Below are 20,343 nucleotides of genomic sequence, written 5' to 3'. Positions count from 1 at the left end.
ATGACCTGGGTGCAGACCGCGTCGACGACGCTGGAGAACGAGCACGTCCTGCTGCGGCCGATCGTCCCCGAGGATCGCGAGGCGGTGCGCAAACAGGCGATGGACCCCGAGATCTGGCGCTATTTCGTGCTCGTGATCGCCACCGACGCCGAGTTCGACGCGTTCTTCGACGCGGCCCTGGCCGATCAGGCCGCCGGTCGCCGCGTCGTCTACAACGTGATCGACAAGTCCGTGGATCGCACGGCGGGCAGCATGAGCTTCTGCAGCATCGCCGAGCCGGACGGGCGGCTGGAGATCGGCTGGTCGTGGCTGGGCGCCGAGTTCCGGGGCAAGGGCATCAACCGCTGGGCGAAGTTCCTCATGCTGGAGCACGCCTTCGAACAACTGAACGCCGAGCGCGTGGAGTTCAAGACCGACGTGCTCAACCTCCAGGCGCGCGCCGGACTGCGCAACATCGGAGCCACCGAGGAGGGCGTGCTGCGCAGCTTCAATCCGATGCCCGGCGGCAGGCGCCGGGACGCGATCTACTACAGCGTGCTGCGCGCCGAATGGCCGTCGGTTCGCGCGCAGTTGCTCGCCGGGCCCAAGGTGACGCGACCGACGGGGAAGGCGTGACCGCGGCCGGCCCGCGGGTGCCGGTGGTGCGGGCTCGGGGCGACGCCTTCGAGTGCGGCCGACGGCACGGCGTCGAGCGCGCCGAGAGCCTGCGCGCCTTCCTCGACGACGGGCTGGCCCGGCTGAACCGGATCATGCCGGCCCCGGTGTCGTGGGCGACGCTGAAGCCGACGCTGGATGCGTACCGGGTCGAGATAGAGACCCAGACGCCTTTGCTGGCACAGGAGTTGCACGGGCTGGCCGAGGGAGCGGGGCTCGGTGCCGACGAGGCGCTGCTGTTGCAGGTCCGGCGCGAGATCATGGGATACCAGCGCATACCGACCATGGGTGACTGTACGACGTACGCCGTCGGCGGCGCGGCCGGCCCGGTGCTGGCGCAGACCGTCGACCTCAATGGCGACCTGGACGACCAGATCTGCGTCCTGGACATCACGCGGACCGGCTCGCCCCGCCGGGTCCTGGTGCTCGGCTTCGGTGGGCTCCTGGGCTACCTCGGGGTCAACAGCGACGGTCTCGCGGTCGGGCTCAACCTCGTGCTCGGCGGCCGGTGGCGACCGGGCCTGCCGCCCTACCTGGCCATCCGCCACCTGCTGGACAGCGCCCGCGACGTGGACGACGCGGTACGGATCCTGCGTACCCTCAAGCTGGCGAGCTCGCGCAACCTGGTGTTGTGCGACGCCCGCAAGTCGGCGTGGGTGGAGATCCTCGGCGACGAGCTGCGGGTGAGCGAGTCCTCGACGAGCACGCACACCAACCACTTCCTGCACCCGGACTTCGTCGCGCACGACGAACTCAACGTCTTCGCCCGTAACTTCTCCCGGCAGCGGCTGGACGCCTGCCGTGCCCGTCTGACCGAGCTGGCGCCCCGAGCGGGCGTCGAGGAGCACTTCGCGCTGCTGTCGCGGGCGCCGATCCGGGTCGAGGGCAACGGCGACGTCCGCCGCGAGCGCACGGTGGCGGCCGTGGTGCTGCGGCCGGACCTGGGCGAACTGCACGTGCGGCCGGGCGATCCGGCGCTCCATCGCACCCACTCGTTCTCGCTGCGCGCCGCCGTGGCCCGGGGCGCCGCACCGGCGGAGGTGATCTCGTGAGTGTGTCCGTGGCCGGCGGCGGCTGGTTCGTCACGCGCGACGGCGCCGCCGCGCACACCCCGCGCGTGTACTGCTTCGCCCACGCGGGCGGCGACGCGCGTTCGTTCCTGTCCTGGCAGGAGGAGCTGGGCGACGAGGCGGAACTGGTCGCGGTGTGCCCGCCCGGCCGCGCGCACCGGGCACGCGAGGCCCGACCGACGCTGGCGGAGTTCGCGCACGGCGCGGCCTCGGCGATCCGGGCCCGGGCCCGGGAGTCGGGCGCCGACGGCACGCGGCCCGTCTACCTGTTCGGACACAGTCTGGGCAGCCTCGTCGCGTTCGAGACCGCGCGTCGGCTGCGCGATCTGTCCACGCTGCGACGGTTGTTCGTCTCCGGCGTGTCGGCCCCCTCGCTGGCGCCCTCGCAGCGCGTTCGCCATCTCGCGGCCCTGGAGGGCCGGGAGTTCGCCGAGGCGCTCCAGTTCTTCGAGGGTCTGCCCCCGGAGGTGATGGCCCAGGAGGAGGTGCTGGACCTGCTGCTGCCCGGCGTGATCGCGGACTTCCGGATGGCCGCCGGTTACGAGTACACCTCGGCCGCCCCGCTGGCGGTGGGCGTCACGCTCATCGCCGGCCGCGACGACCCCTACCTGTCCCCCGACAAGCTGGCGCTGTGGGACCGCGAGTGTGTGAGCCCGCCCGAGTGCCACTGGGTCGACGGCGGCCACTTCCACTTCCGCGACAAGGGCCCCTCGGCGGTGATCGACCTGCTGCTGACCGCCGTTCGGGCCGATCAGCACATCGAAGTGATCTGACCCCGCAAGGGCACGCTGAACGCATCCAAAGCGCATCGGAAGGAACGGCAATGCTGCTCGACCCGGCAGACCGGTACCGAAGGGGCCTCGCCTTCAAGGAGGCGCACGAGAGCGAGCGGGCGTTCGTGGTGGCGAACGCGTGGGACGCGGGCAGCGCCCGCCTGCTGACGCAGCTCGGCTTCACCGCGCTGGCGACCACCAGCGCGGGCCTGGCCTTCGCGCTGGGCCACTCCGACGGCGTGAACCTGTTGGATCGCGAGCAGGCGCTGGACAACGCCCGCGCGATCGTGGCCGCGACGCCGCTGCCGGTCGGCGCCGACCTGGAGAGCTGCTACGGCACGTCCGGCGAGGAGATCGCCCACACGATCCGGCTGGCCGCCGACGCGGGCCTGGTGGGCGCCTCCATCGAGGACGCCACCGGGGACCCGGACGACCCGATCCTGCCGATCGAGGCGGCCGTGGAGCGGGTGGCCGCGGCCGTCGAGGCGGCCCGGGCGCTGCCGTTCCCGTTCACCCTGACCGCGCGGGCGGAGAACTTCCTGTACGGCCGGGGTGATCTCAAGGACACCGTCGTGCGGCTCCAGGCCTACGAGGCGGCGGGCGCCGACGTGTTGTACGCGCCGTGTCTGCCGGACGTCGAGGCGATCCGCACCGTGTGCTCGGTGCTCGATCGGCCGGTCAACGTGCTCGCGGGGGTCGGTCCGGCGTTGTCGGTCGAGGAGTTGCGCGAGTGCGGCGCTCGGCGGATCAGCCTGGGCTCGGCGTTCGCCCGGGCCGCGCTGGGCGGCTTCCTGCGCGCGGCGCGCGAGGTGCGCGAGCACGGGACGTTCGCCTTCGTCGGGCAGGCCGTGCCCTACGCCGAGGTGAACGCGCTGATGTCCGAGCCGGCCGCCGAACCGGAGGAGGACTCGTGACCGGACCGTCCGCCCACCTGCACGGGCCGCGGTACGTCCTGGGCGAGTTCGAGGTCCCGCACACGAGCATCGCCAACCTGGCCGCGCGCGCCGCCGAGTTCAAGATGGCGCCGACGCCCGGCCTGTGGGGCTGGGGCACCGTGCGACGAACCGAGCGAAGCCTGGAGGCGATCGCGGCGCAGAGCGCCGCAGCGACCCTGCGGGCCACGGCGAGCGGCGCCGACGCGGTCGTGCTGTGCTCGACCCGGGTACCCGGCCCCTCGGAGGGTCACGGCGCGTTCATGGAGTCCTTCCTGGCCGAGTCGGGCCTGGGCGACGTCCCCTTCTACGGGCAGAACATGAATCGCTGCGTGAACCTGCTGGCCGCGATCGACACCGCGACCGCGTTCGTCCGCGCCGGTCGCCACCGGCGGGTGCTGGTGGTCACCACCGACAGCGCCGCGCACGAGGACGACCGGATGGCGAGTTACGCGCTGTTCAGCGACGGGGCGGCGAGTTGCCTGGTGGCGGCCGAGGGCGAGGTCGAGGGCGGCTACGAGATCCTCGCCTGCGCGAGCGCCCAGGACCCGGGCAGGCTGGCGCACGCCAACGAGATCAGCGCGGACCTGGCCCGCACGGTGAACGAGCGCCTGCTCACCCCCCTCGGGATGAAGCCGGGCGACATCGCGGGGCTGATGCACGCGAACATCTTCAAGCCGGTGATCGTGATGAAGGAGCGGCAGGCCGGTTTCACCCCGGCCCAGCTCCATCTGGACAACATCACCCGGGTGGGCCACTGCTTCGCCGCCGATCCGTTGATCAACCTGGTCGACCGGGCCGAGGCGGGGCACGTCGAACCGGGCCGGCACTACCTGTTGGCCGCCGGCGTTCCCGGTCAACGGATCGGAGTGCTGCTGCGCAGGGCCGCCGGATGACCGTGGACGACACCCCCAGGAGGAGGCCCAGGATGACCACCGCACCGCGTACGCCGGGCCGCGACCGTGGCTTCGTGCCCTTCGTCCTTCCCGACACCATCGACGCGCTGCCGCACCGGCCCTTCGCGTTCAGCCGCGCCGGCTGGGAGGAAGCCCGGGCTGCCACGCTCGCGGAGCCGAACGAGTTGTTCCGGCTTCTGCTGCGCGACCAGGAGTCGGAGTCGACGCTCCTGGTCGCCCGGCGCGTGATCGACGCCTTCCTGCCCGCGGCCGAGGACCGGGCCCCGGACGCGGCGGCCGGCACCTTCGCCGACGCCGATGCGATCGCCGCCGAAGTACAGGCCGTCCGCGCCGAGTTGGCCGCGGTCCTGGCGGCCCTGACCCGATCGGGTCCGCAGGCGCGCGCGAGGGCCCTGCGGGGGCGGGCGCCGCTGGCCCTGTCGGCCGGCTGCCGGCTGGACACGCTTTCCCAGCCCGCGACCCAGCCCTCCGTCGTCGTCAACCGGCTCTTCGCCCACCACCTGACCCTGCGCGGCGGCGGCAATCCCGAGCGCGGCCAGGCCCGGTTGCGCCGGCGCGCGCTGGAGAGCGCGGGTGTACTCCTGCCGGAGATCGCCGCCGCCGACTTCCTGGACAAGGCCCGGGCCCGCCCGCTCACCGCCCTGCACGGCAGCTTCCACCTGGCCCTGTCCCGGCTGCCCGCCAATTTCCTGCCCGAGGTCTCGGGCGTGCACTACGCCTTCCACGCGCTCGGCGTGGACGACCTGCTCACCGACACCGCGCCGCTGTTGTCCGAGCCGGATCTGCGCGAAGTGCTGGCCGAACATCTGGCACTGGCCGGTCCGGCCACGCGGCGCCGGCTGTACGCGGCCGTGCGGCTGACCCTGGACCTGGAGCGGGAACACGTCGCGATGCTCGCCGAGCTCGGCGCCTGGCACGACAACCTCACCCTGGAGTCGAAGGTCGCCGACATCATCGCGCGCCACGCCCCGCTCGCCGGCCGCCAGCACGGCGACGTGCGGATCGGCGGCAAGGCGCTGACGGACGTCTTCGGCGCCGCCCGGATCGACCTCGCCGGCTTCCTGGCCGACCTACGCGAGTCCGGCCACCTGCGCGGGCCCGGCAACGGCGACTGCCGGCTCCTGGACGCGATGCGCTTCGGCGGGCCGATGTTCGGGATCTTCGACGAACACGAGGCGGCGACCTTCCGGGCCTGGGCGGCGAGCGTCCAGGCCGGCGAGCGTCCCGTCATCGAGATCTCACCCGAGACCGCCGGGGACGAGGCGGCCGAGCGCCGGCGGGCCGCGATCGCCCGCAGCGCGCCCGCCGACGTCGTGATCGCCGAGGCCGAACCACGCGAACACCGCGAGTTGTTCCACCGCCTGGTCAACATCGAGAACTTCCCCAACACCCTGCCGATCGCCGCCGAGCGGGCCGAGCGCTGTTTCCGGGACGCGGAGATCCTGTTCGTGCACGGCGCCGGCGGCCGGTACACCGACGCGAGCTGGTTCGACTACAGCCCACAGGCGCTGTACGAGCGGGCCGAGCGGGTCTATTGGGAGAAGCTGGTCGACCCGTACGAGCCGCTGCGCGAGATCCCGGACCGCGACGAGGTGCTCTTTCGGCAGTCCACCTACTACCTCACCTACCTCATCGACGGCGCGTGGCTGCACCGCCTCGGCAATCTCGGGCACGACGAGCGCGAGACCGACGCCATGTTGTTCGCCATCTACGCCGACGAGATGGGCAACGGCGACCTGCGCAAGAACCACATCACGCTGACCCACCGGGTGTTGGCCAGCGCGGGCATCCGGCTTCCGCACATTCGCGACGAGGCCTTCATCGAGCAGGATGAACTCCCGGACGATCTTTACGGGTTCGCGATCCAGCAGTTGTGCATGTGCCTGTTCCCGGACCGTTTCCACAACGAGATCCTGGGCTACAACCTGGCGATCGAGATGTTCGGCTCCGGCGAGATGCGGCTGCACGAGTTGCAGAAGTTGCGCCATCACGGCATCGACGACTGCTACGAGCAGGCACATCTGACCATCGACAACTTCTCCGCCGGGCACGCCAAGCAGGCCGCCGACATCATCGTCGGCTATCTCGACCGGGTGCGGCGCACCGTGGGAGAGGCGGCGGTGGCCGAACAGTGGCGTCGCGTGTGGCGCGGGTACGCCTCCTTCGCGTACTTCCTCGAACAGCCGATGCTCAAGCGCATATCCGCCGGCGACCCGCCCGCCGGCCCGGACACCCCGTCCCCCGGCGAGACCGACGACCTGGCCGACCTGGTCATCTGAGTCGGCCCCGACCCCGCGAGATCACGAACCGGCAACCGGAGGGCACCACATGGCCGAACCCCACCCGCGCACGACCGACGTCGGGATCACGATGCGACACGAGGCGCGCGAGAGCGAGCGGCGGGCACCGATCGTGCCGGCCGACGCCGCGCGGTTGGTCGCGCACGGCATCACGCTCACGGTCGAGCACTCGCCGCAGCGCGCCTTTCCGATCTCGGACTATCTCGACGCCGGCTGCGTGGCCGCCGAGGCCGGTTCCTGGCTCGACGCCCCGGCCACGGAGTTCATCGTCGGGCTCAAGGAACTGCCCGCCGAGCCGGCTGCGTTGGCGCACCGGCACGTGTATTTCGGCCATGCGTACAAGGGCCAGCGCGACGCCGCGGCGCTGCTGCGGCGCTTCGCGGCGGGTGGCGGCGCGCTGCTGGACATGGAGTACCTCACGGACGCGGACGGTCGACGGCTGGCCGCGTTCGGCTATTGGGCCGGTTACATGGGCGCCGCGCTCGCGGTGCTCCGGCATCGGGGACGGCTGGACCTGCCGCTGCGACCGCTGACGAAAAAGGCCCTGGATCGGGTGTTGCGCGAGACGTCCGGCGGCACGCGGCCGAGCGTGCTGGTCGTCGGGGCACTGGGTCGGTGCGGGCGCGGCGCGCGGGACGCGCTGGCGGTCGCGGGGATCGAGCCGACCTGCTGGGACGTCGCCGAGACCCGATCGCTGGACCGCGCGGCCCTGATGGATCACGACATTCTCGTCAACGCCGTGCTGGTGACCGCGCCGACCCCGCCGTTCGTGACCGTCGAATCCCTGCGGGCCGGGCCCCGGCGACTGTCCCTGATCGCGGACGTCACGTGCGACGTCACCTCGCGCGACAACGTGTTGCCCATCTACGACGACACCACCGATTGGCGCGAGCCGGTCCGCCCGTTGCGCGACGTCGGCGACCCGCTGGGCGTGATCGCCATCGACAACCTGCCGTCGCTGCTGCCTCGCGAGGCCGGCGTCGCCTTCTCCGCCGAACTGACGCCCCATCTGCTGACCCTGGGAGAACCCGGCCAACCCTGGCAGCGCTGCCTGCGGGTCTTCCGCGACGCATGCGAAGCGAACGGCCTGGAAACGGAGAACGTCCATGTCTGACGCGATTCCCGCCGACGGAACCGTGCACTGGATCGGCACCGGCCTGTCCACCGGCAGCGGCTTGCGCGTGGTGGCCGACCGGGCCCGGCGGCTGCTGGTGTGGGGCCGCACCGACGCCAAGGCCGAGCGCTGCCTGGCCCGGCTGGGCCTGACCGACCGCGCAGGCGCCCGCGCGTACGATCTGGGCCGGCTCGCACAGGAGTTGCGCACCGGCGACATCGTGGTGTCGATGTTGCCCGCGAGCGAGCACCCCGCGCTGCTGCGGCTGTGCGTCGAGCACAACGCCCATTTCGCCTGCAGCAGTTACGTCTCCGAGGGCATCCTGGCCGAGGCGCCGGCCACGGCGAAGGCCGGCCTGGTCGTGCTGACCGAGGCCGGCCTCGACCCGGGTATCGACCACCTGTTCGCCGACCTGCTGGTGGCCAGGGGCCGTGAGGTCGTCGGCGACGGCCCGGCCACCGTCGAGTTCACCTCGTACTGCGGCGGAGTCCCGGCCGAGCCCAACGAGTTCCGCTACCGCTTCAGTTGGGCGCCGCGCGGAGTGTTGAGCGCGCTGCGCGCACCGGCCCGCTACCTCGACGAGGGTGTCGAGCGGGTCGTCGACCTCCCGTGGACGGCGACCCGCGCGCACGTGCTCGACGGCGAGACGTTCGAGGCCTACCCCAACCGTGACAGCGTCCCCTACCTCGCCCAGTACGCCTTCCCACCCGCCTGGCAGGCGCGCGTGTTCGTCCGCGGCACGCTGCGCCTGGAGGGCTGGCTGCGGGCCTGGGAGGACGTGTTCGCCACGGTGCGCACCGGCGACGGAGACCGCATCGCCGCCCTCGCCGACGAACTCGCCGCCCGCCATCCGACCACCGACGCCGACCGCGACCGGGTCGTGCTCGCCGTCGCGCTCGACATCCGCGGCGCGAACGGCGCGTCCTGGCACGGCGAATACGTCCTGGACACGGTCGGCGACGCCGAGGAGAGCGCGATGGCGCGGTGTGTGTCCCTGCCGCTGGCGTACGGCGTCACCGAGATCCTCGACGGACAGGCGCCCGCCGGCCTGCGCCAGGCCGCCCAGGGCGCCGAGGACGCCCGGCGGTGGCTGGCCTTCCTGAGCGCGAACGGCGTCGACTGGCGCTTCGACGAACAACGCCGGACGGGCTGAGCACCGGCCGGCCCCACGATCCACCGATCCACCGATCCACCGATCCAGGAGGACACGGAACCATGACCCAGGCACGACTCGAGTCGCGGGATTCCGCCGACCGGCCCAAGGCATTCATCCTGACCGGCTCGTTCCCCGTGATCCGCCGCAATCCGCTGTATCTGACCGAACTCTCCGGGCGCGGCCTCGAGATCCTGGTCATCACCGCGGAGTCCTACCGCGAGCAGGCGACGGCGGCGATGGCCGACACCTCCAACCCCGCCTCGCAGATCACCGAAATCGCTTACGTCACCGGCGACTTCACGGTGCAGGGCGCGTTCGTCGCGGGCGCGATCGCCCGGACCGCGGCCTGGCGCGAGGCGTACACCATCGTCGGCGCCTACGCGGTGGGCGACTACCTCGCCGAGCCGACCGGCCTGCTCGCCGACGGACTGGGGGTGCGCTCGCCGGGCTTACGCGCCAGCCGCGCCTGCCGCAGCAAGTATCTCCAACGCTGGTACGCCGCCGACCTGGGACCGGCGTCGCTGACCATTCCCGCCGGCGAGCGCGCGAGCGTCGATCTCGGCGCGGTGCGCTTCCCGGCCGTGGTCAAACCCGCTTCGCGCGCCTCCAGTTCCGGTGTCGAGACGGTCGACGACGTGGCCGCGCTGCGCGAGCGGCTGGCCTCCTACCCCGACCACGAGGTCGTCCTGGTCGAGGAGAAGGTGCTGGGCCCGGAGTTCTCCGTGGAGAGCCTCGTCCAGGACGGCGCGGTGGTCTTCGCGTCGGTGACGGACAAGGTCACCACCGACAGCCACACGCACACCTTCGTGGAGATGGCGCACAGCGTGCCCGGCGTGCGCGAGGACCTGCGCGAGGCGCTCGTGACGGCCAATCGGCGGCTGGTGGAGGCGCTCGCGTTCGAGAACGGGATCGCGCACTCCGAGTGGCGGGTCGGCGACGACGGTCTCCCGCGCCTGATGGAGGTGGCCGCGCGCACCCCCGGCGACGGGCTGCTGACGCTGTATCAACTGGCCACCGGCCGTCCCCTGGAGCCGGAGATCCTGCGCGTCGCGCTCGGCGAACCGGCCGGCTACCCGCGGCCGCACCGCTACACCCGGCAGGTCTACCTGGAGCACCGGCCCGGCACGCTGGAGGACGTCGTCCTGGACTGGCCGGATGTACGGCCCGAGTGGATCGGCGACAGCGGTGTGTGGCCGGACATCAAACCCGGGGGGCCGGGCGAGGAACCGACGCTGCGTGCGGTGCTGGTCCTGCAGAAGCGCGGTGCCTCGCTGGTGCCGCTCGCCAATTCCGACGACCGGTCCGTCACCTTCTTCATCGACGCCCCCACGCCCGACGGACTCGACGCCCTGGAGCAGCGCGTCCGCGCCGCCATCCGCATCGTCATCGGCTGACGGGCATGACCGACGTCGTCCACGAGGAGGGCCACGACAGCGACAAGGCCGCCGTGGTGGCCACCTTCCGGCAGGCCTCGCTCCCGGCGAAGACGCTGCTCGCGGGGGCGTTCGTCAACCGCCTCGGCGCCTTCCTGAACATCTTCCTGGTGTTGTTCCTGACCTCGCAGGGCTACTCGGACGGTCAGGCGGCGTTCGCGCTGGGTGTGTATGGCGGCGGCGCCATCGTGGGCGTGCTGCTGGGCGGGGCGCTGTCGATCAGGCTCGGCGCGCGCAACGCGAGCGTGCTGAGCATGGTCGGCGCGAGCGTGCCCCTGGCGGCCATCCTCTACCTGCCCTCGTTCGGCCTGATCCTGGTCGCGGTGGCCCTGGTCAGCCTGGCCGGGCAGCTCTACCGCCCGGCGTCGGCCACCCTGCTCTCCGACCTCACCCCGGCGAACCGCCAGGTGATGATCTTCGCGATGTACCGCTTCGGGCTGAACCTGGGCGCCACCGTCGCGCCGCTGTTCGGATTCGCGCTGTACAACCTGGCGGGCCGCAGCTACGCACTGGTCTTCTGGGTCGAGGCGACGATCGCGCTCATCTACGCGACCATCGCGTGGCTGACGTTGCCGCCCCGATCAGCCGAACCGGGCGCGGCGGGCGCGCCCGCCGCCGCGGGCGCCGACGGGGAGGAAAGCGCGCGGGAGGCCGATCGGATCGGGCGGGGCGGGTATCGCGCCATGCTGCGCGATCGTCGCTACATGCTCTACCTGACCGCGATCTTCTTCTTCGGGGTCGTCTACGTGCAGTACCTGTCCACGCTGCCGCTCGACGTCAAGGACAGCGGCGTGGCGATCTTCTGGTACACGCTGGCGGTGTCACTGAACGGCTTCATCGTCATCTCGTTCGAATTGCTGGTCACCAAGTACGCGCAGGCATGGTCGCAACGCCTGACCATGGCGTGGGCCCTGGTCCTGGTGGGCGTGGGCGTGGCCGTGTACGGACTGCCGCTGGGCCCGGCCGTGATCCTGCTCGGCACGCTGATCTGGTCGGTCGGCGAGATCCTCGGCGGTCCGGCCACCACCGCCTATCCGGTGGTCGCCGGACCCGCGCATCTCAAGAGCCACTACATCGGCGGCTTCCACTTCGCCTGGAGCCTGGGCGCGGCGGTCGGACCGGTCGTGGGCGGGTGGTTGTTCATTCGCTTCGGGCATCAGGTGTGGCCGGTGCTGACGGTGGGTTCGGTGTTGTCGATCGTGCTGGTGTTGGTGTCGGTGCGGGACGAACCGGCGGCGGAACCGGTGGGTTCCGATGCCGCCGACGCGTCGAGCAGCACGGCCGGCGCGTCGGGCGGGTGACGGGGAGGATGTGGCGGGGTGACCGGGGGCGGGCGTTGGTCGCGGCCGGGATCACCGTGTTGTTGTGGGCGTCGGCGTTCGTCGTCATCCGTGACGCGGCGCCGCACTTCTCCGCCGGCGCCCTGGCGCTGGGCAGGCTGGTCCTGGGGGCGGTGGTACTGGGCCTGTTCCTGCTGGTGCGCGGCGAAGGAGTGCCGGCCCGTGCGGCGTGGCCGGGCATCCTCGGCTCGGGTGTGCTGTGGTTCGGCGTGTACTTCGTCGCGCTCAATCGCGGTGAGCAGGAGGTCGACGCGGGCACCGCGGCGCTGGTGGTCAACGTCGGCCCGATCCTGATCGCCCTGTTCGGCGGTTGGCTCCTGAAGGAGGGGTTCCCGCGGCAGTTGATGGTGGGCGTGGCACTGGCCTTCGCGGGCGCCGCGTTGGTCGGGTTCGCCGGCCTGGACGCCGGCCGCGCCCCGTTGGTGGGCGTACTGCTGTGCCTGGTCGCGGCCGTGGGCAGCGCCGCCGGCGTGATGGCGCAAAAGCCCGCGCTCGGGCATGCCTCGGCGCTCCAGGTCACCACGTTCGGCTGCGCCGTCGGCGCGGTGGCGTGCCTGCCGTTCGCCGACGGCCTGGCGCACGATCTGGCGTCCGCGCCCCCGCGCGCCGTGCTCGGCATGGTCTATCTGGGCCTGTTCCCGACCGCGCTTGCCTTCTACACGTGGGCGTACGCGCTCTCGCGCACCACCGCCGGAAGGATGGGTGCGACGACGTATCTGGTGCCGGTCGTCGTCGTGCTGATGTCCTGGGCCCTCCTCGACGAAGTGCCCGAGCCGGTGGCACTGGTGGGCGGCGCGCTGTGCCTGACGGGGGTGCTGGTCTCCCGGCGCGGACCCACGCCCGAGGCGTCGACGGCGGTGCGCGAGGGAATCAGAGGATCGAGGGCGGAACGTGTCGCTATCGTTGCGTACCGTCCGTGCCCGTCCGGGTGCGCCGAGGGAAGGCTCATGGTGTTCACAAGCGTTCTGATGGTCGAGCAGCCGCTGTCCGCGGCGGACGTCGAGCTCGTCACCACCCTCCACGACGACACGATGTCCTTCGTCGTGCTGATGCAGCCGCGCGGCAACGAGGACCGACTGCTGCGCTCGATCGACGACGTCGCGCTCGGAGAGCTGAAGCAGGCGGTCCACGAGGCGGACGAGCCGGAAGGCGAGGGAGCCGAGGGGCCCGCCGCCCTGGCACTGGAGCACTCGCTCCGAAGCCTGCGGGAGGCCGGCAGTGAGGCCGTGGGCCAACTCATCGAGGGCCACCCCTTGGACCTGCTGCGAACCGTGGTCGAACAGACGCACGCCGACGAGGTGATCGTGCTGACCGCCCCGCACCTGGTCGAGGAGTTCTTCCACCGGGACTGGGCCAGCCGGGCCCGCCACAAGGTGGGCGTTCCGGTGCTGAAGCTGTACGCCCACGACGACCAGGAGGAGTGACCCGGCACATCCGCGACGGCGGCGAGCCGAACGGACCCGCCGGTCGCCGCCGCCTGCCCCGGCACCACCGCCGCCCTCGCCGGCGCCGACGGTGAGATTGTTCAGGATCCCTGCCGGGGCGCCGATGGTCTCGGTGTGAATTTTTCGTTCCCGATTCCCGAATTCAAGGGCCTCCGGCCGCATCCGGCCGCTCCACCTCGGCCCGTGCCACCGGCACGCCGACGACGTTGGACGGGGGTCGTCGTGGCGGTCGCCGTGACGTCCGCCCTGGTGACCGGCTCGGCGAGTCCGAGCCCGAAGCGGCCGGTCGCCTCGCTCGCGTCGACGAACACCAAGCAGGCGGCGGGCATCACGCTCGACGGTGACCACCTGACCCTCGCGCAGATGAAGGCCGTGCTGCACGGGAACGCGGGTGCGGTACGCCTGGCCCCGGCCGCCGCCACGCGCATGCGCACCGCCCGCACGGGAGCGTTGGCGGCGCTCGCCCGCGGGCAGCGCGTGTACGGCTGGAACCAGGCGCTGGGCCCGCTCAAGGACCATCCCCTCACCGACGAGCAACAACGCGACTTCCAACGCCGGGTCCTGCGCTCGCACGCCGCCGGTACCGGCGAGGAACTCTCCCCCGGCGTGGCCAGGTTGGCCCTGGTGTTGCGGGCGAACGCGATGGCCCGGGCGAAAATGGGCGTGCGGCCCGAGATGGTCGAGCGCATGCTCGCGTTGGTCAACGCGGGCGTGACCCCGGTGATGCCCTCGATCGGCTCGCTGGGGACCGGAGACCTCCAGCCGATGGCCGCCGCGGGACTCGTGCTCACCGGCGACGCGGGCACCGCCCGGTACCGCGAGGGGCCCGCGCGCGGAGCCCGCGAGGTGCTCCAACAGGCGGGGCTGCCGGTCGAGTTCCCATTGGAAGCCGGTGAGACGCTGCCGCTGATCAGCGGCAGCGGTGTGCTGACGGCGCGTTACACGGCGTCGGTGGATCGCTCGGAACGGTTCCTGGACCAATTCCGGGGCGCGTTCGCGCTGTTCCTGGAGGCGACCCGGGCCGAGGCGAGTTCCCTGGACGAGCGCACCCACGCCGAGCGGCGCATCCCCGCCGAGGAGCACGAGGCGGCCCGGCTGCGCGAGTTGACCGACGACAGCGCGTGGATGACCGAGCAGGGCCGGGAGCGGTTCGGCGAGACGTCGCCGCGCGTGCAGGACGCGGTGTCCGTACGCGCCGCCCCGCACATCGTCGCGACCGCCCGGCAGACCCTGGACGAGGCGCAGACCATCATCACCCGCGAGGCCAACGCCTCGACCTCCAACCCGCTGTTGTTCGAACGTCCGGACGACACGTGGGAGTTCGTGATGGGCGGGAACTGGGACGGCGCACAGATCGGACACGCGATCGACACCCTCAACGCGCAGATCACCGACGTGTCCGTACTCTCGCACGAGTTGTCCGGACGGCTGATCGCCTCCAAGTGGAGCTACGGGCTCCCCGACAACCTCGCCGGCCCGCCGGTCGGACTCAACTCCGGCATGGTGCAGGTCCAGACCGTCGGCGCGGCGCTGATCCCGGAGATGCAGGCACGCGCGATGCCCGCCGGGGTGCTGTCCCGACCGGAGAAGTTCGGGCAGGAGGATCACAACACGATGGCCATGGCCTCGGCGCGCAACCTCGACGACAACCTGCACCGCGCCGAGATCGTGTTGGCCGTGCAGTTCCTCCTCGCCGCGCAGGGCATCGACCTGGCCCGTCCCACCATGGGCGACCTGCCCCTGGCCAAGGCCACCGACGAACTGCACCACCGCTTCCGCGAACGGGTACCCACCCTCGGTGAGGACCGCTGGATGACGCCCGACGTCGACACCGCCGTCGACATGGTCGCCCGTGGGACCCTGCGCCCCGACGGGGTCTGAGCCCCGCGCGACCCCGCCGGATCGGCGGCGTCGACGCGGGTCGACGCCGCCGACCGGGCCGGCCGTCCCGGAGCCGTCGGGCTCCGGGACCGGGGCGCGGCGTCTCCCGGGCGGCGGGGCGCATGATCGGCACCCTTCGGACCCGCGTCCGGGCCCGGGTCACTACGCTGCCGTCATGTCCTCGCACGAGCCGGTCCTGCCGCCGTGGATCGAAGGGGAGGTGTGCGGGTACTGCCCGTCGCTGCGCTTCGCTCCCGGCGAGTTCGACGTGGCCGACCGGCCGGACCCGGCGTGGCCGTGGCGCCCGGGCGAGGGACGCCGCATCGACGCCGAGTCGGGTGTGGGGGTGTGCGTGCATCCGCACAAGGTCCGCTTGCCGGTGGGCCGCTGGGGCAGCGAACGCCGAGCCCCGGACCTGTCCGCCTGGCACGCTCCCGAACCGGACGCCGCGCCCCCTCGGGACCCGGAACCCGCGCGGCCCGCCGAGCCGGTCGCGTTGTCCCCCGGCCTGCGACGCCTCCTTCGCGGCACACGTCCCACCGCGCGCAAGCCGCAGCGCGACGAGCGGCACCCTCCGGTGGTACGGCCCGCCAACTCTGTACCCGGCCTCGTGCTGCCCGAGGTTCCGACCGACGCCGACCGCCTCGTCCCATGGCTGCGCGAGGTGCTGGGCCGCGCGGAACCCGACCGGTTCGCCGACGTCCTCGACGCGGCCGAACACGCCGCCGCCGCAATCCACCCACCCGAAACGATCGTCGCCGCGCTGCGCGACGCGATGTCCTAGGCCCCTGTCCGGCGGATCTTGGTGGATCGGGCCGCGTCGTGAGCGCAGCGAGGAGCCCGAAGGGCGGATGCCGTGCATCGGCGTGCCGGAGAAGCAGCCGCATAGTGGTTTCCATTCGGCTGTTTCTCCGGTGCGGCGAGGCGCGGTGCCAGGCGGCGCGGACCCACCAGGATTCGCCGGACAGGGCCTGGCCGCGGTTCATCGCGCGGAGCGCGGCCGGGGCCTCGGACCCGAGTCGACTGCCGTCGGGACTCGCACGTCGAGCACACGCCGGTGGGCGGGACCCCGAAGGAATCCCGCCCACCGGTGGGCCTCGACCGCGCGCGGGCGCGGGCTACGGCCGGTTCTCGACCGTGACCGTCTCGTTGTCCGAGTGCACCAGGAGTCGGTGCTTCCGGTCCGGTTGGTCGGCCATCCACGCCACCTGGTTCGGTACGTCGACGACCACCCGGGCCGGGTGTTCGCCGTGCGCGCGGGCCACGTGCTCACGCATCGCGACCTCCTCCGCGTGCAGTCGGGCCGGGGCCCCGGCAGGCAGGCCGTAGACGTAGGCCAGCCCGCCGGTCGGCCAGTCGGCCTGCTCCAGTACCGCCCGGTCCAGCCGGCTGGCGCCCCCGACGACCTGGGACATGCTCATCGCCGGGGCGTAGCGGCGCTCCAGGAGGAAGGCCCGCCGATCCGCGCCGGATTGCAGTTCCAGCACACTCGGCGGCGAGACCATGCTGACGTTGCGGAACGCGGCGCACAGCCGATCCCCCGCCAACACCTGGAAGTCGACGAAGAGCAGATCGCCCTCGGCTCCGGCCGGACGGGCCTCCACGCGCAGTTGCCCCTCCGTGGGGAACGGGGCGAACAGGTCCATCCGGACCAGGCCGTGTGGATAGGGCACCACGTTCGGCCCGACCTGGGGATAGGGCAACCAGAACACCCGATCGGCGATGATGTGCGTCGCCGCGTCGAGCAGCCCGGGATGCGTGAACGTCCCGGGGACGGAACCGCGTCGCGCGTCCAGGATGCCCACCGCGCCACCGCTGCCGTAGCCGACCTCGGTGAGGTACTGGAACGCCGGGCCGTGCGGCAGCCGATTGGTCAGATACGGCAGTTCCGCGCGCTGGGCATCGGTGAGCGGCGGCAGCGGAGCCGGCGTTTCGGGCCGGTCGAAGGTGATCGTCGCCTCGGCCACGAGTTCGAACCGGGACAGCGCCTCGTTCCGGGCCGGCCGCCACATCAGCAGGCTGACGTGTACGTCCCGGTCCCGACCCGCGATCGGCTCGACCCTGGTGGCCAGACGGGTGGGGCTCACCACCGGGATCCAGCGCTGGAGGCGCAGTTCCCGCAGGCCGGTCGCCTGGAGACCGGTGTGCGTGCTCGCCGCCTGGAAGAGGTGGTCCACCGTGCACATCATCGGCAGCACCGGCAACGTCCAGGTGGGGCAGTGGTCCAGCACCCACGGATCGTCGTCGGGGCTGACCACGAACTCGCGCTCGGCCGGGCCGCGTTGCGGCGTCGGCATCGGCGCGGCGGCCTCGGCGATCGCGGCGACTTCGGCGGCCGGTTCGGCCGGCCGCACCGGGGCGATCGCGGCGACCGGAGGCACCGGCTCCGCCGATCCCACCGGATGCGGTACGGGTGCGCCCGCCTGCGGCACATGCGGTACGGGTACCACCGCCTCCGACGGATGCGGATCCCGGAACGCGCTAGCGACCTCGAGCAGCGCTCGGGCCGCCCGCTGCTGCATCTCCAGGAACAGCAGGTGGTTCTCGTGCCGAGCGTTCAGGAACTGCAGATGGGATCTGCCCACGAGCCGCTGGTGGGCGCTGAGCGCGGCCGGTACCAGGCTTTCCTCGACCGACACGTGGCTCGGCGTCGGCGGAGGCGGCGGGGCCGCGGCCATGGCCGGGGCCATTGCCGTAGCCGGGACCGGGACCGGGACCGCGGCCGAAGTCCGGGCCGGCGCCTGTGCACCGGCACCGATCTCGACCGCCGGCACCGCGCGGGCCGCCGGAAGCGCCACGAGCTCGCGCGCCGGGCGCGCCTCCTGGAGCCGGAGCACGGTCCTGAGGTCGAAGAACGCGATGCTGGACAGACGCCGGGCGGGCGTCTCCCCTTCGGCCCTCCGGCCCAGTGTCGCGAAACCGGTCTCGGCCGGCGCCGTGTCCCCCGCGTTCAGGACCAGTTCGGCCGGCGGCGCCCCGAGCGCGGCGACGCTCACCTTCGCCCGGGTCAACTCCGGCCGTGGCACTGCCACGCCACCCAGGGTGGGCACGCTGCGGTGGTACAGGGCCACGGTCGCACAGGCCACACTCAGGAGGCCGGCGGCGCAGTGCGGGCGACCGAACAGGCCGGACGGATCCAACCGGTCCGATCGGTCCGACTGCGCGGGCGCCGATTCGAGGTCGCCGACCACCAGATCGACGGCGTCCGACGCCGCCGCTCCCTCGGCCGAGTCCCGGTCCCGGTCCCGGTCCCGGTCCTGCGGTTCGATCACGGCGAGGACGGGGTCGCCGTCCCGGCGCGCGTGATCGAGTCGCTTCAGGGCCAGCACCACGGCCGCGTTTCCCTCGGCTCCGGGGAGTCCGAGGTCACGGACGACCGCGCGGTGGACCACCGTGGAGGCGAGGTCGACCGCGCCCACGAGTGCCGCGTCGCTCGCCCCACTGCCGATCGCGTCGACCGCCATGTCGAGCGCCCGGATCCCGGATGCCTCCTCGGCGCAGACCGCGACGCTGTGGTCGGTCAGCCGAAGCTGCGCGCTGATCCGGTTGGCGGCGATGTTGCCCAGGCCCCCGAGCGACCACGGCGGGCAGTTCAACGGGTCGGCGACGCGGTCCTCGGAGGACGCCTCGGCCGCCGCCGACCGGCGGGCCTCCAGGGTGGTGCGGTTGTGCCAGACCGAGAACTCGGCGTGCACGGTCGCCGCGCCCACGCCGACGAGCACCATGGTGCGCTCCTCGGGCAGTTCCAGCGCGCGGGCGGCGTCACGGGCGGCCTCCAGCACCAACAGGTGTTCGCCGGAGGTCTGGAGCATGTCGTTGGGCGGCATGCGCAGGCCGTCCACGCGCAGTTCGACCGTACGCGGCGGTCGCAGCCTGGGCTCGCCCGCCAGCAGGGCGTCGACGAAGTCGCCCGTGGTGTCGCCGTCACCGACGCGGGCGCCGAGGCCGACGACCGCCACCTGGTGCCGGCGGCGCGCGGCGGGGCCGGGCACGGCCACGCCGGGGAAGGAGACCGACGCCCGGTCGGCGGTGTTCCAGGCGTCCACGACCAGGTGGGCGTTGACACCGCCGAAGCCGAATCCGCTCACCGCGGCGCGCCGAAGACCCCGCCACTCCTCCGGCCGGGCCAACGGGCGCAACGGTGTGCCACGCATGGCGTCGATGGCCTCGTCGGCACCGACGGTGGGCGGCAGCGTGCCGTGTTCCATCGCGCCCAGCACCTTGAGCAGCGCGGCGCCCGACGCGGCGGTGAGTGGATGGCCGAGGTTGCCCTTGACCGAACCGACCGGCAGGTCCGTGCGTTCGGCGAAGATCCGGGCCGCGCAGCCCGCCTCCACGGTGTCGCCGACCGCGGTGCCGGTGGCGTGGCACTCCAGCAGGGACACCGTCTTGGGATCGATGCCCGCGGCCTGGTAGGCCAGGCTCATCGCGCGTTGTTGCCGGCCGCCGTCCGGGACGAGCATGCCGCCCCGGCCGCCGTCGTTGGTCGCCCCGATGCCGCGGATCACGCCCAGGACGGGCACGTCCGCGGCCAGGGCGTCCTCCAACCGCATGAGGGCGACCATGGCGGTCCCCTCCGCGGGGACCAGACCGTCGGCGTCCCGGTGGAAGGGCCGGGAGCGTCCGCTGGGGCTCAGTGCCCCCAGCCGACCCATGCCGTGGCTGATGATCTCGGGCGCGCCGCCGTTGAGCGCCCCGGCGACCATCAGGTCCGCCTGCCGGAAGGAGAGCTTCCGGCAGGCGAGTTCGATCGCGTACAGCACCGACGCGCAGGCCGCTTCCAGGACCACCGCGCCCGCGCGCAGCTCGAACGCCCGGGCCACCAGTTGCGCCGGAAGCCCGAAGCAGAATCGGCTCGCCGGGATCGGCGCGTGCCGGTCGTGCCGGGGCCACCCGGCCCGGACCTCGGCCGGCTGCGAGCGCAGCCAGACGTCCTCGGCGTAGGCGGTCATCGACGTGGTCGGGCACGAGATGTTGCCCAGGACCAGGCCGGCGCGTGGCTGCAGGCCGAGTCGGCCGACCTCGGCGAGTGCCTGCCGGGTCGCGTGCATGACCCAGCGGACGGTCGGATCCAGGCCCATGACCTGTTCGGCGTCGATGGCCAGGCCGTTCGGGTCGAAGCGTTCCTCGAACCCGGTGACATGGCCGAACACGGTGCTCGCGGGGTCGGCCCCGCTCCAATCGGGTCCGGCCTTCGAGCGCCCGATGGAGAACGGGGTCAGTCGTACCGCGCCGGAGACCACGGTGTCCCACAGTTCGGCGGGATCGTTGGCTCCGGGCAGAACGCAGCCGCGTCCCACGATGGCGATGGCGGGAAAGTTCATGCCC

Annotated in this window: 13 protein-coding genes and 1 pseudogene; 13 read left to right on the top strand and 1 reads right to left on the bottom strand. The window is 72.5% G+C overall.

The genetic code is table 11. The features are described 5' to 3' along the window. From ACIRL2_RS36490 to ACIRL2_RS36430, 13 genes and pseudogenes are all read left to right on the top strand, one after another. Positions 1 to 615: a GNAT family N-acetyltransferase gene (locus ACIRL2_RS36490; protein WP_395864848.1), complete on the top strand. Its 615-nt coding sequence runs from the start codon at positions 1 to 3 to the stop codon at positions 613 to 615. Next, a complete protein-coding gene (locus ACIRL2_RS36485) occupies positions 612 to 1,706 on the top strand; it encodes a C45 family autoproteolytic acyltransferase/hydolase (protein ID WP_402238086.1) in 1,095 nt (364 codons plus the stop codon). The genes ACIRL2_RS36490 and ACIRL2_RS36485 overlap by 4 nt, the downstream gene beginning before the upstream one ends. Next, positions 1,703 to 2,497 (top strand): thioesterase II family protein, encoded by a 795-nt coding sequence (locus tag ACIRL2_RS36480; protein WP_402238083.1) that lies wholly within the window; start codon positions 1,703 to 1,705, stop codon positions 2,495 to 2,497. Before ACIRL2_RS36485 ends, ACIRL2_RS36480 begins: the two co-directional genes overlap by 4 nt. Before the next feature lie 50 nt (positions 2,498 to 2,547). Beyond that, entirely contained in the window at positions 2,548 to 3,411 is an 864-nt protein-coding gene (locus ACIRL2_RS36475) for an isocitrate lyase/phosphoenolpyruvate mutase family protein (protein WP_402238081.1), read from the top strand. Next, positions 3,408 to 4,325 (top strand): 3-oxoacyl-ACP synthase, encoded by a 918-nt coding sequence (locus tag ACIRL2_RS36470; protein WP_395864855.1) that lies wholly within the window; start codon positions 3,408 to 3,410, stop codon positions 4,323 to 4,325. Before ACIRL2_RS36475 ends, ACIRL2_RS36470 begins: the two co-directional genes overlap by 4 nt. Before the next feature lie 32 nt (positions 4,326 to 4,357). Then, positions 4,358 to 6,625 (top strand): iron-containing redox enzyme family protein, encoded by a 2,268-nt coding sequence (locus ACIRL2_RS36465; RefSeq protein WP_402238078.1) that lies wholly within the window; start codon positions 4,358 to 4,360, stop codon positions 6,623 to 6,625. A 49-nt stretch (positions 6,626 to 6,674) separates the two neighbouring features. Then, complete coding sequence (locus ACIRL2_RS36460; RefSeq protein ID WP_395864859.1) at positions 6,675 to 7,760, top strand: saccharopine dehydrogenase; 1,086 nt, start codon at positions 6,675 to 6,677, stop codon at positions 7,758 to 7,760. Further along, on the top strand, positions 7,753 to 8,913 hold the full coding sequence (locus ACIRL2_RS36455; RefSeq protein ID WP_402238075.1) for a saccharopine dehydrogenase family protein: 1,161 nt from the start codon (positions 7,753 to 7,755) through the stop codon (positions 8,911 to 8,913). The genes ACIRL2_RS36460 and ACIRL2_RS36455 overlap by 8 nt, the downstream gene beginning before the upstream one ends. 62 nt (positions 8,914 to 8,975) lie before the next feature. After that, positions 8,976 to 10,310 carry an acetyl-CoA carboxylase biotin carboxylase subunit family protein gene (locus ACIRL2_RS36450; protein ID WP_395864863.1) on the top strand — a complete coding sequence of 445 codons (1,335 nt, stop codon included), beginning with the start codon at positions 8,976 to 8,978 and terminating at the stop codon, positions 10,308 to 10,310. Between the two features lie 5 nt (positions 10,311 to 10,315). Then, positions 10,316 to 11,650 carry an MFS transporter gene (locus ACIRL2_RS36445; RefSeq protein ID WP_402238072.1) on the top strand — a complete coding sequence of 445 codons (1,335 nt, stop codon included), beginning with the start codon at positions 10,316 to 10,318 and terminating at the stop codon, positions 11,648 to 11,650. Positions 11,651 to 11,658: 8 nt separating this feature from the next. Continuing rightward, a pseudogene (locus ACIRL2_RS36440) lies at positions 11,659 to 12,537 on the top strand (DMT family transporter); the annotation flags it as partial. 819 nt (positions 12,538 to 13,356) lie between these two features. Further along, entirely contained in the window at positions 13,357 to 15,015 is a 1,659-nt protein-coding gene (gene hutH / locus ACIRL2_RS36435; RefSeq protein ID WP_402238069.1) for a histidine ammonia-lyase, read from the top strand. Between the two features lie 175 nt (positions 15,016 to 15,190). After that, complete coding sequence (locus tag ACIRL2_RS36430; RefSeq protein WP_395864869.1) at positions 15,191 to 15,799, top strand: hypothetical protein; 609 nt, start codon at positions 15,191 to 15,193, stop codon at positions 15,797 to 15,799. Positions 15,800 to 16,133: 334 nt separating this feature from the next. Here the strand turns inward: ACIRL2_RS36430 and ACIRL2_RS36425 are convergent, their stop codons facing one another. Further along, complete coding sequence (locus ACIRL2_RS36425; RefSeq protein WP_402238066.1) at positions 16,134 to 20,339, bottom strand: beta-ketoacyl synthase N-terminal-like domain-containing protein; 4,206 nt, start codon at positions 20,337 to 20,339, stop codon at positions 16,134 to 16,136. Positions 20,340 to 20,343 lie beyond the last annotated feature (4 nt).

Source organism: Embleya sp. NPDC127516 (genome assembly GCF_044765325.1).
Lineage (GTDB): Bacteria > Actinomycetota > Actinomycetes > Streptomycetales > Streptomycetaceae > Embleya.
This window is presented reverse-complemented; position numbering and strand designations above follow the sequence as displayed.

Excerpts from the sequence above, each read along its gene's own strand:
- ACIRL2_RS36490 (WP_395864848.1), top strand. The coding sequence starts at position 1 with ATGACCTGGGTGCAGACCGCGTCGACGACGCTGGAGAACGAGCACGTC.
- ACIRL2_RS36475 (WP_402238081.1), top strand. The coding sequence starts at position 2,548 with ATGCTGCTCGACCCGGCAGACCGGTACCGAAGGGGCCTCGCCTTCAAG.
- ACIRL2_RS36465 (WP_402238078.1), top strand. The coding sequence starts at position 4,358 with ATGACCACCGCACCGCGTACGCCGGGCCGCGACCGTGGCTTCGTGCCC.
- ACIRL2_RS36460 (WP_395864859.1), top strand. The coding sequence starts at position 6,675 with ATGGCCGAACCCCACCCGCGCACGACCGACGTCGGGATCACGATGCGA.
- ACIRL2_RS36455 (WP_402238075.1), top strand. The coding sequence starts at position 7,753 with ATGTCTGACGCGATTCCCGCCGACGGAACCGTGCACTGGATCGGCACC.
- ACIRL2_RS36450 (WP_395864863.1), top strand. The coding sequence starts at position 8,976 with ATGACCCAGGCACGACTCGAGTCGCGGGATTCCGCCGACCGGCCCAAG.
- ACIRL2_RS36445 (WP_402238072.1), top strand. The coding sequence starts at position 10,316 with ATGACCGACGTCGTCCACGAGGAGGGCCACGACAGCGACAAGGCCGCC.
- ACIRL2_RS36430 (WP_395864869.1), top strand. The coding sequence starts at position 15,191 with ATGTCCTCGCACGAGCCGGTCCTGCCGCCGTGGATCGAAGGGGAGGTG.
- ACIRL2_RS36425 (WP_402238066.1), bottom strand. The coding sequence starts at position 20,339 with ATGAACTTTCCCGCCATCGCCATCGTGGGACGCGGCTGCGTTCTGCCC.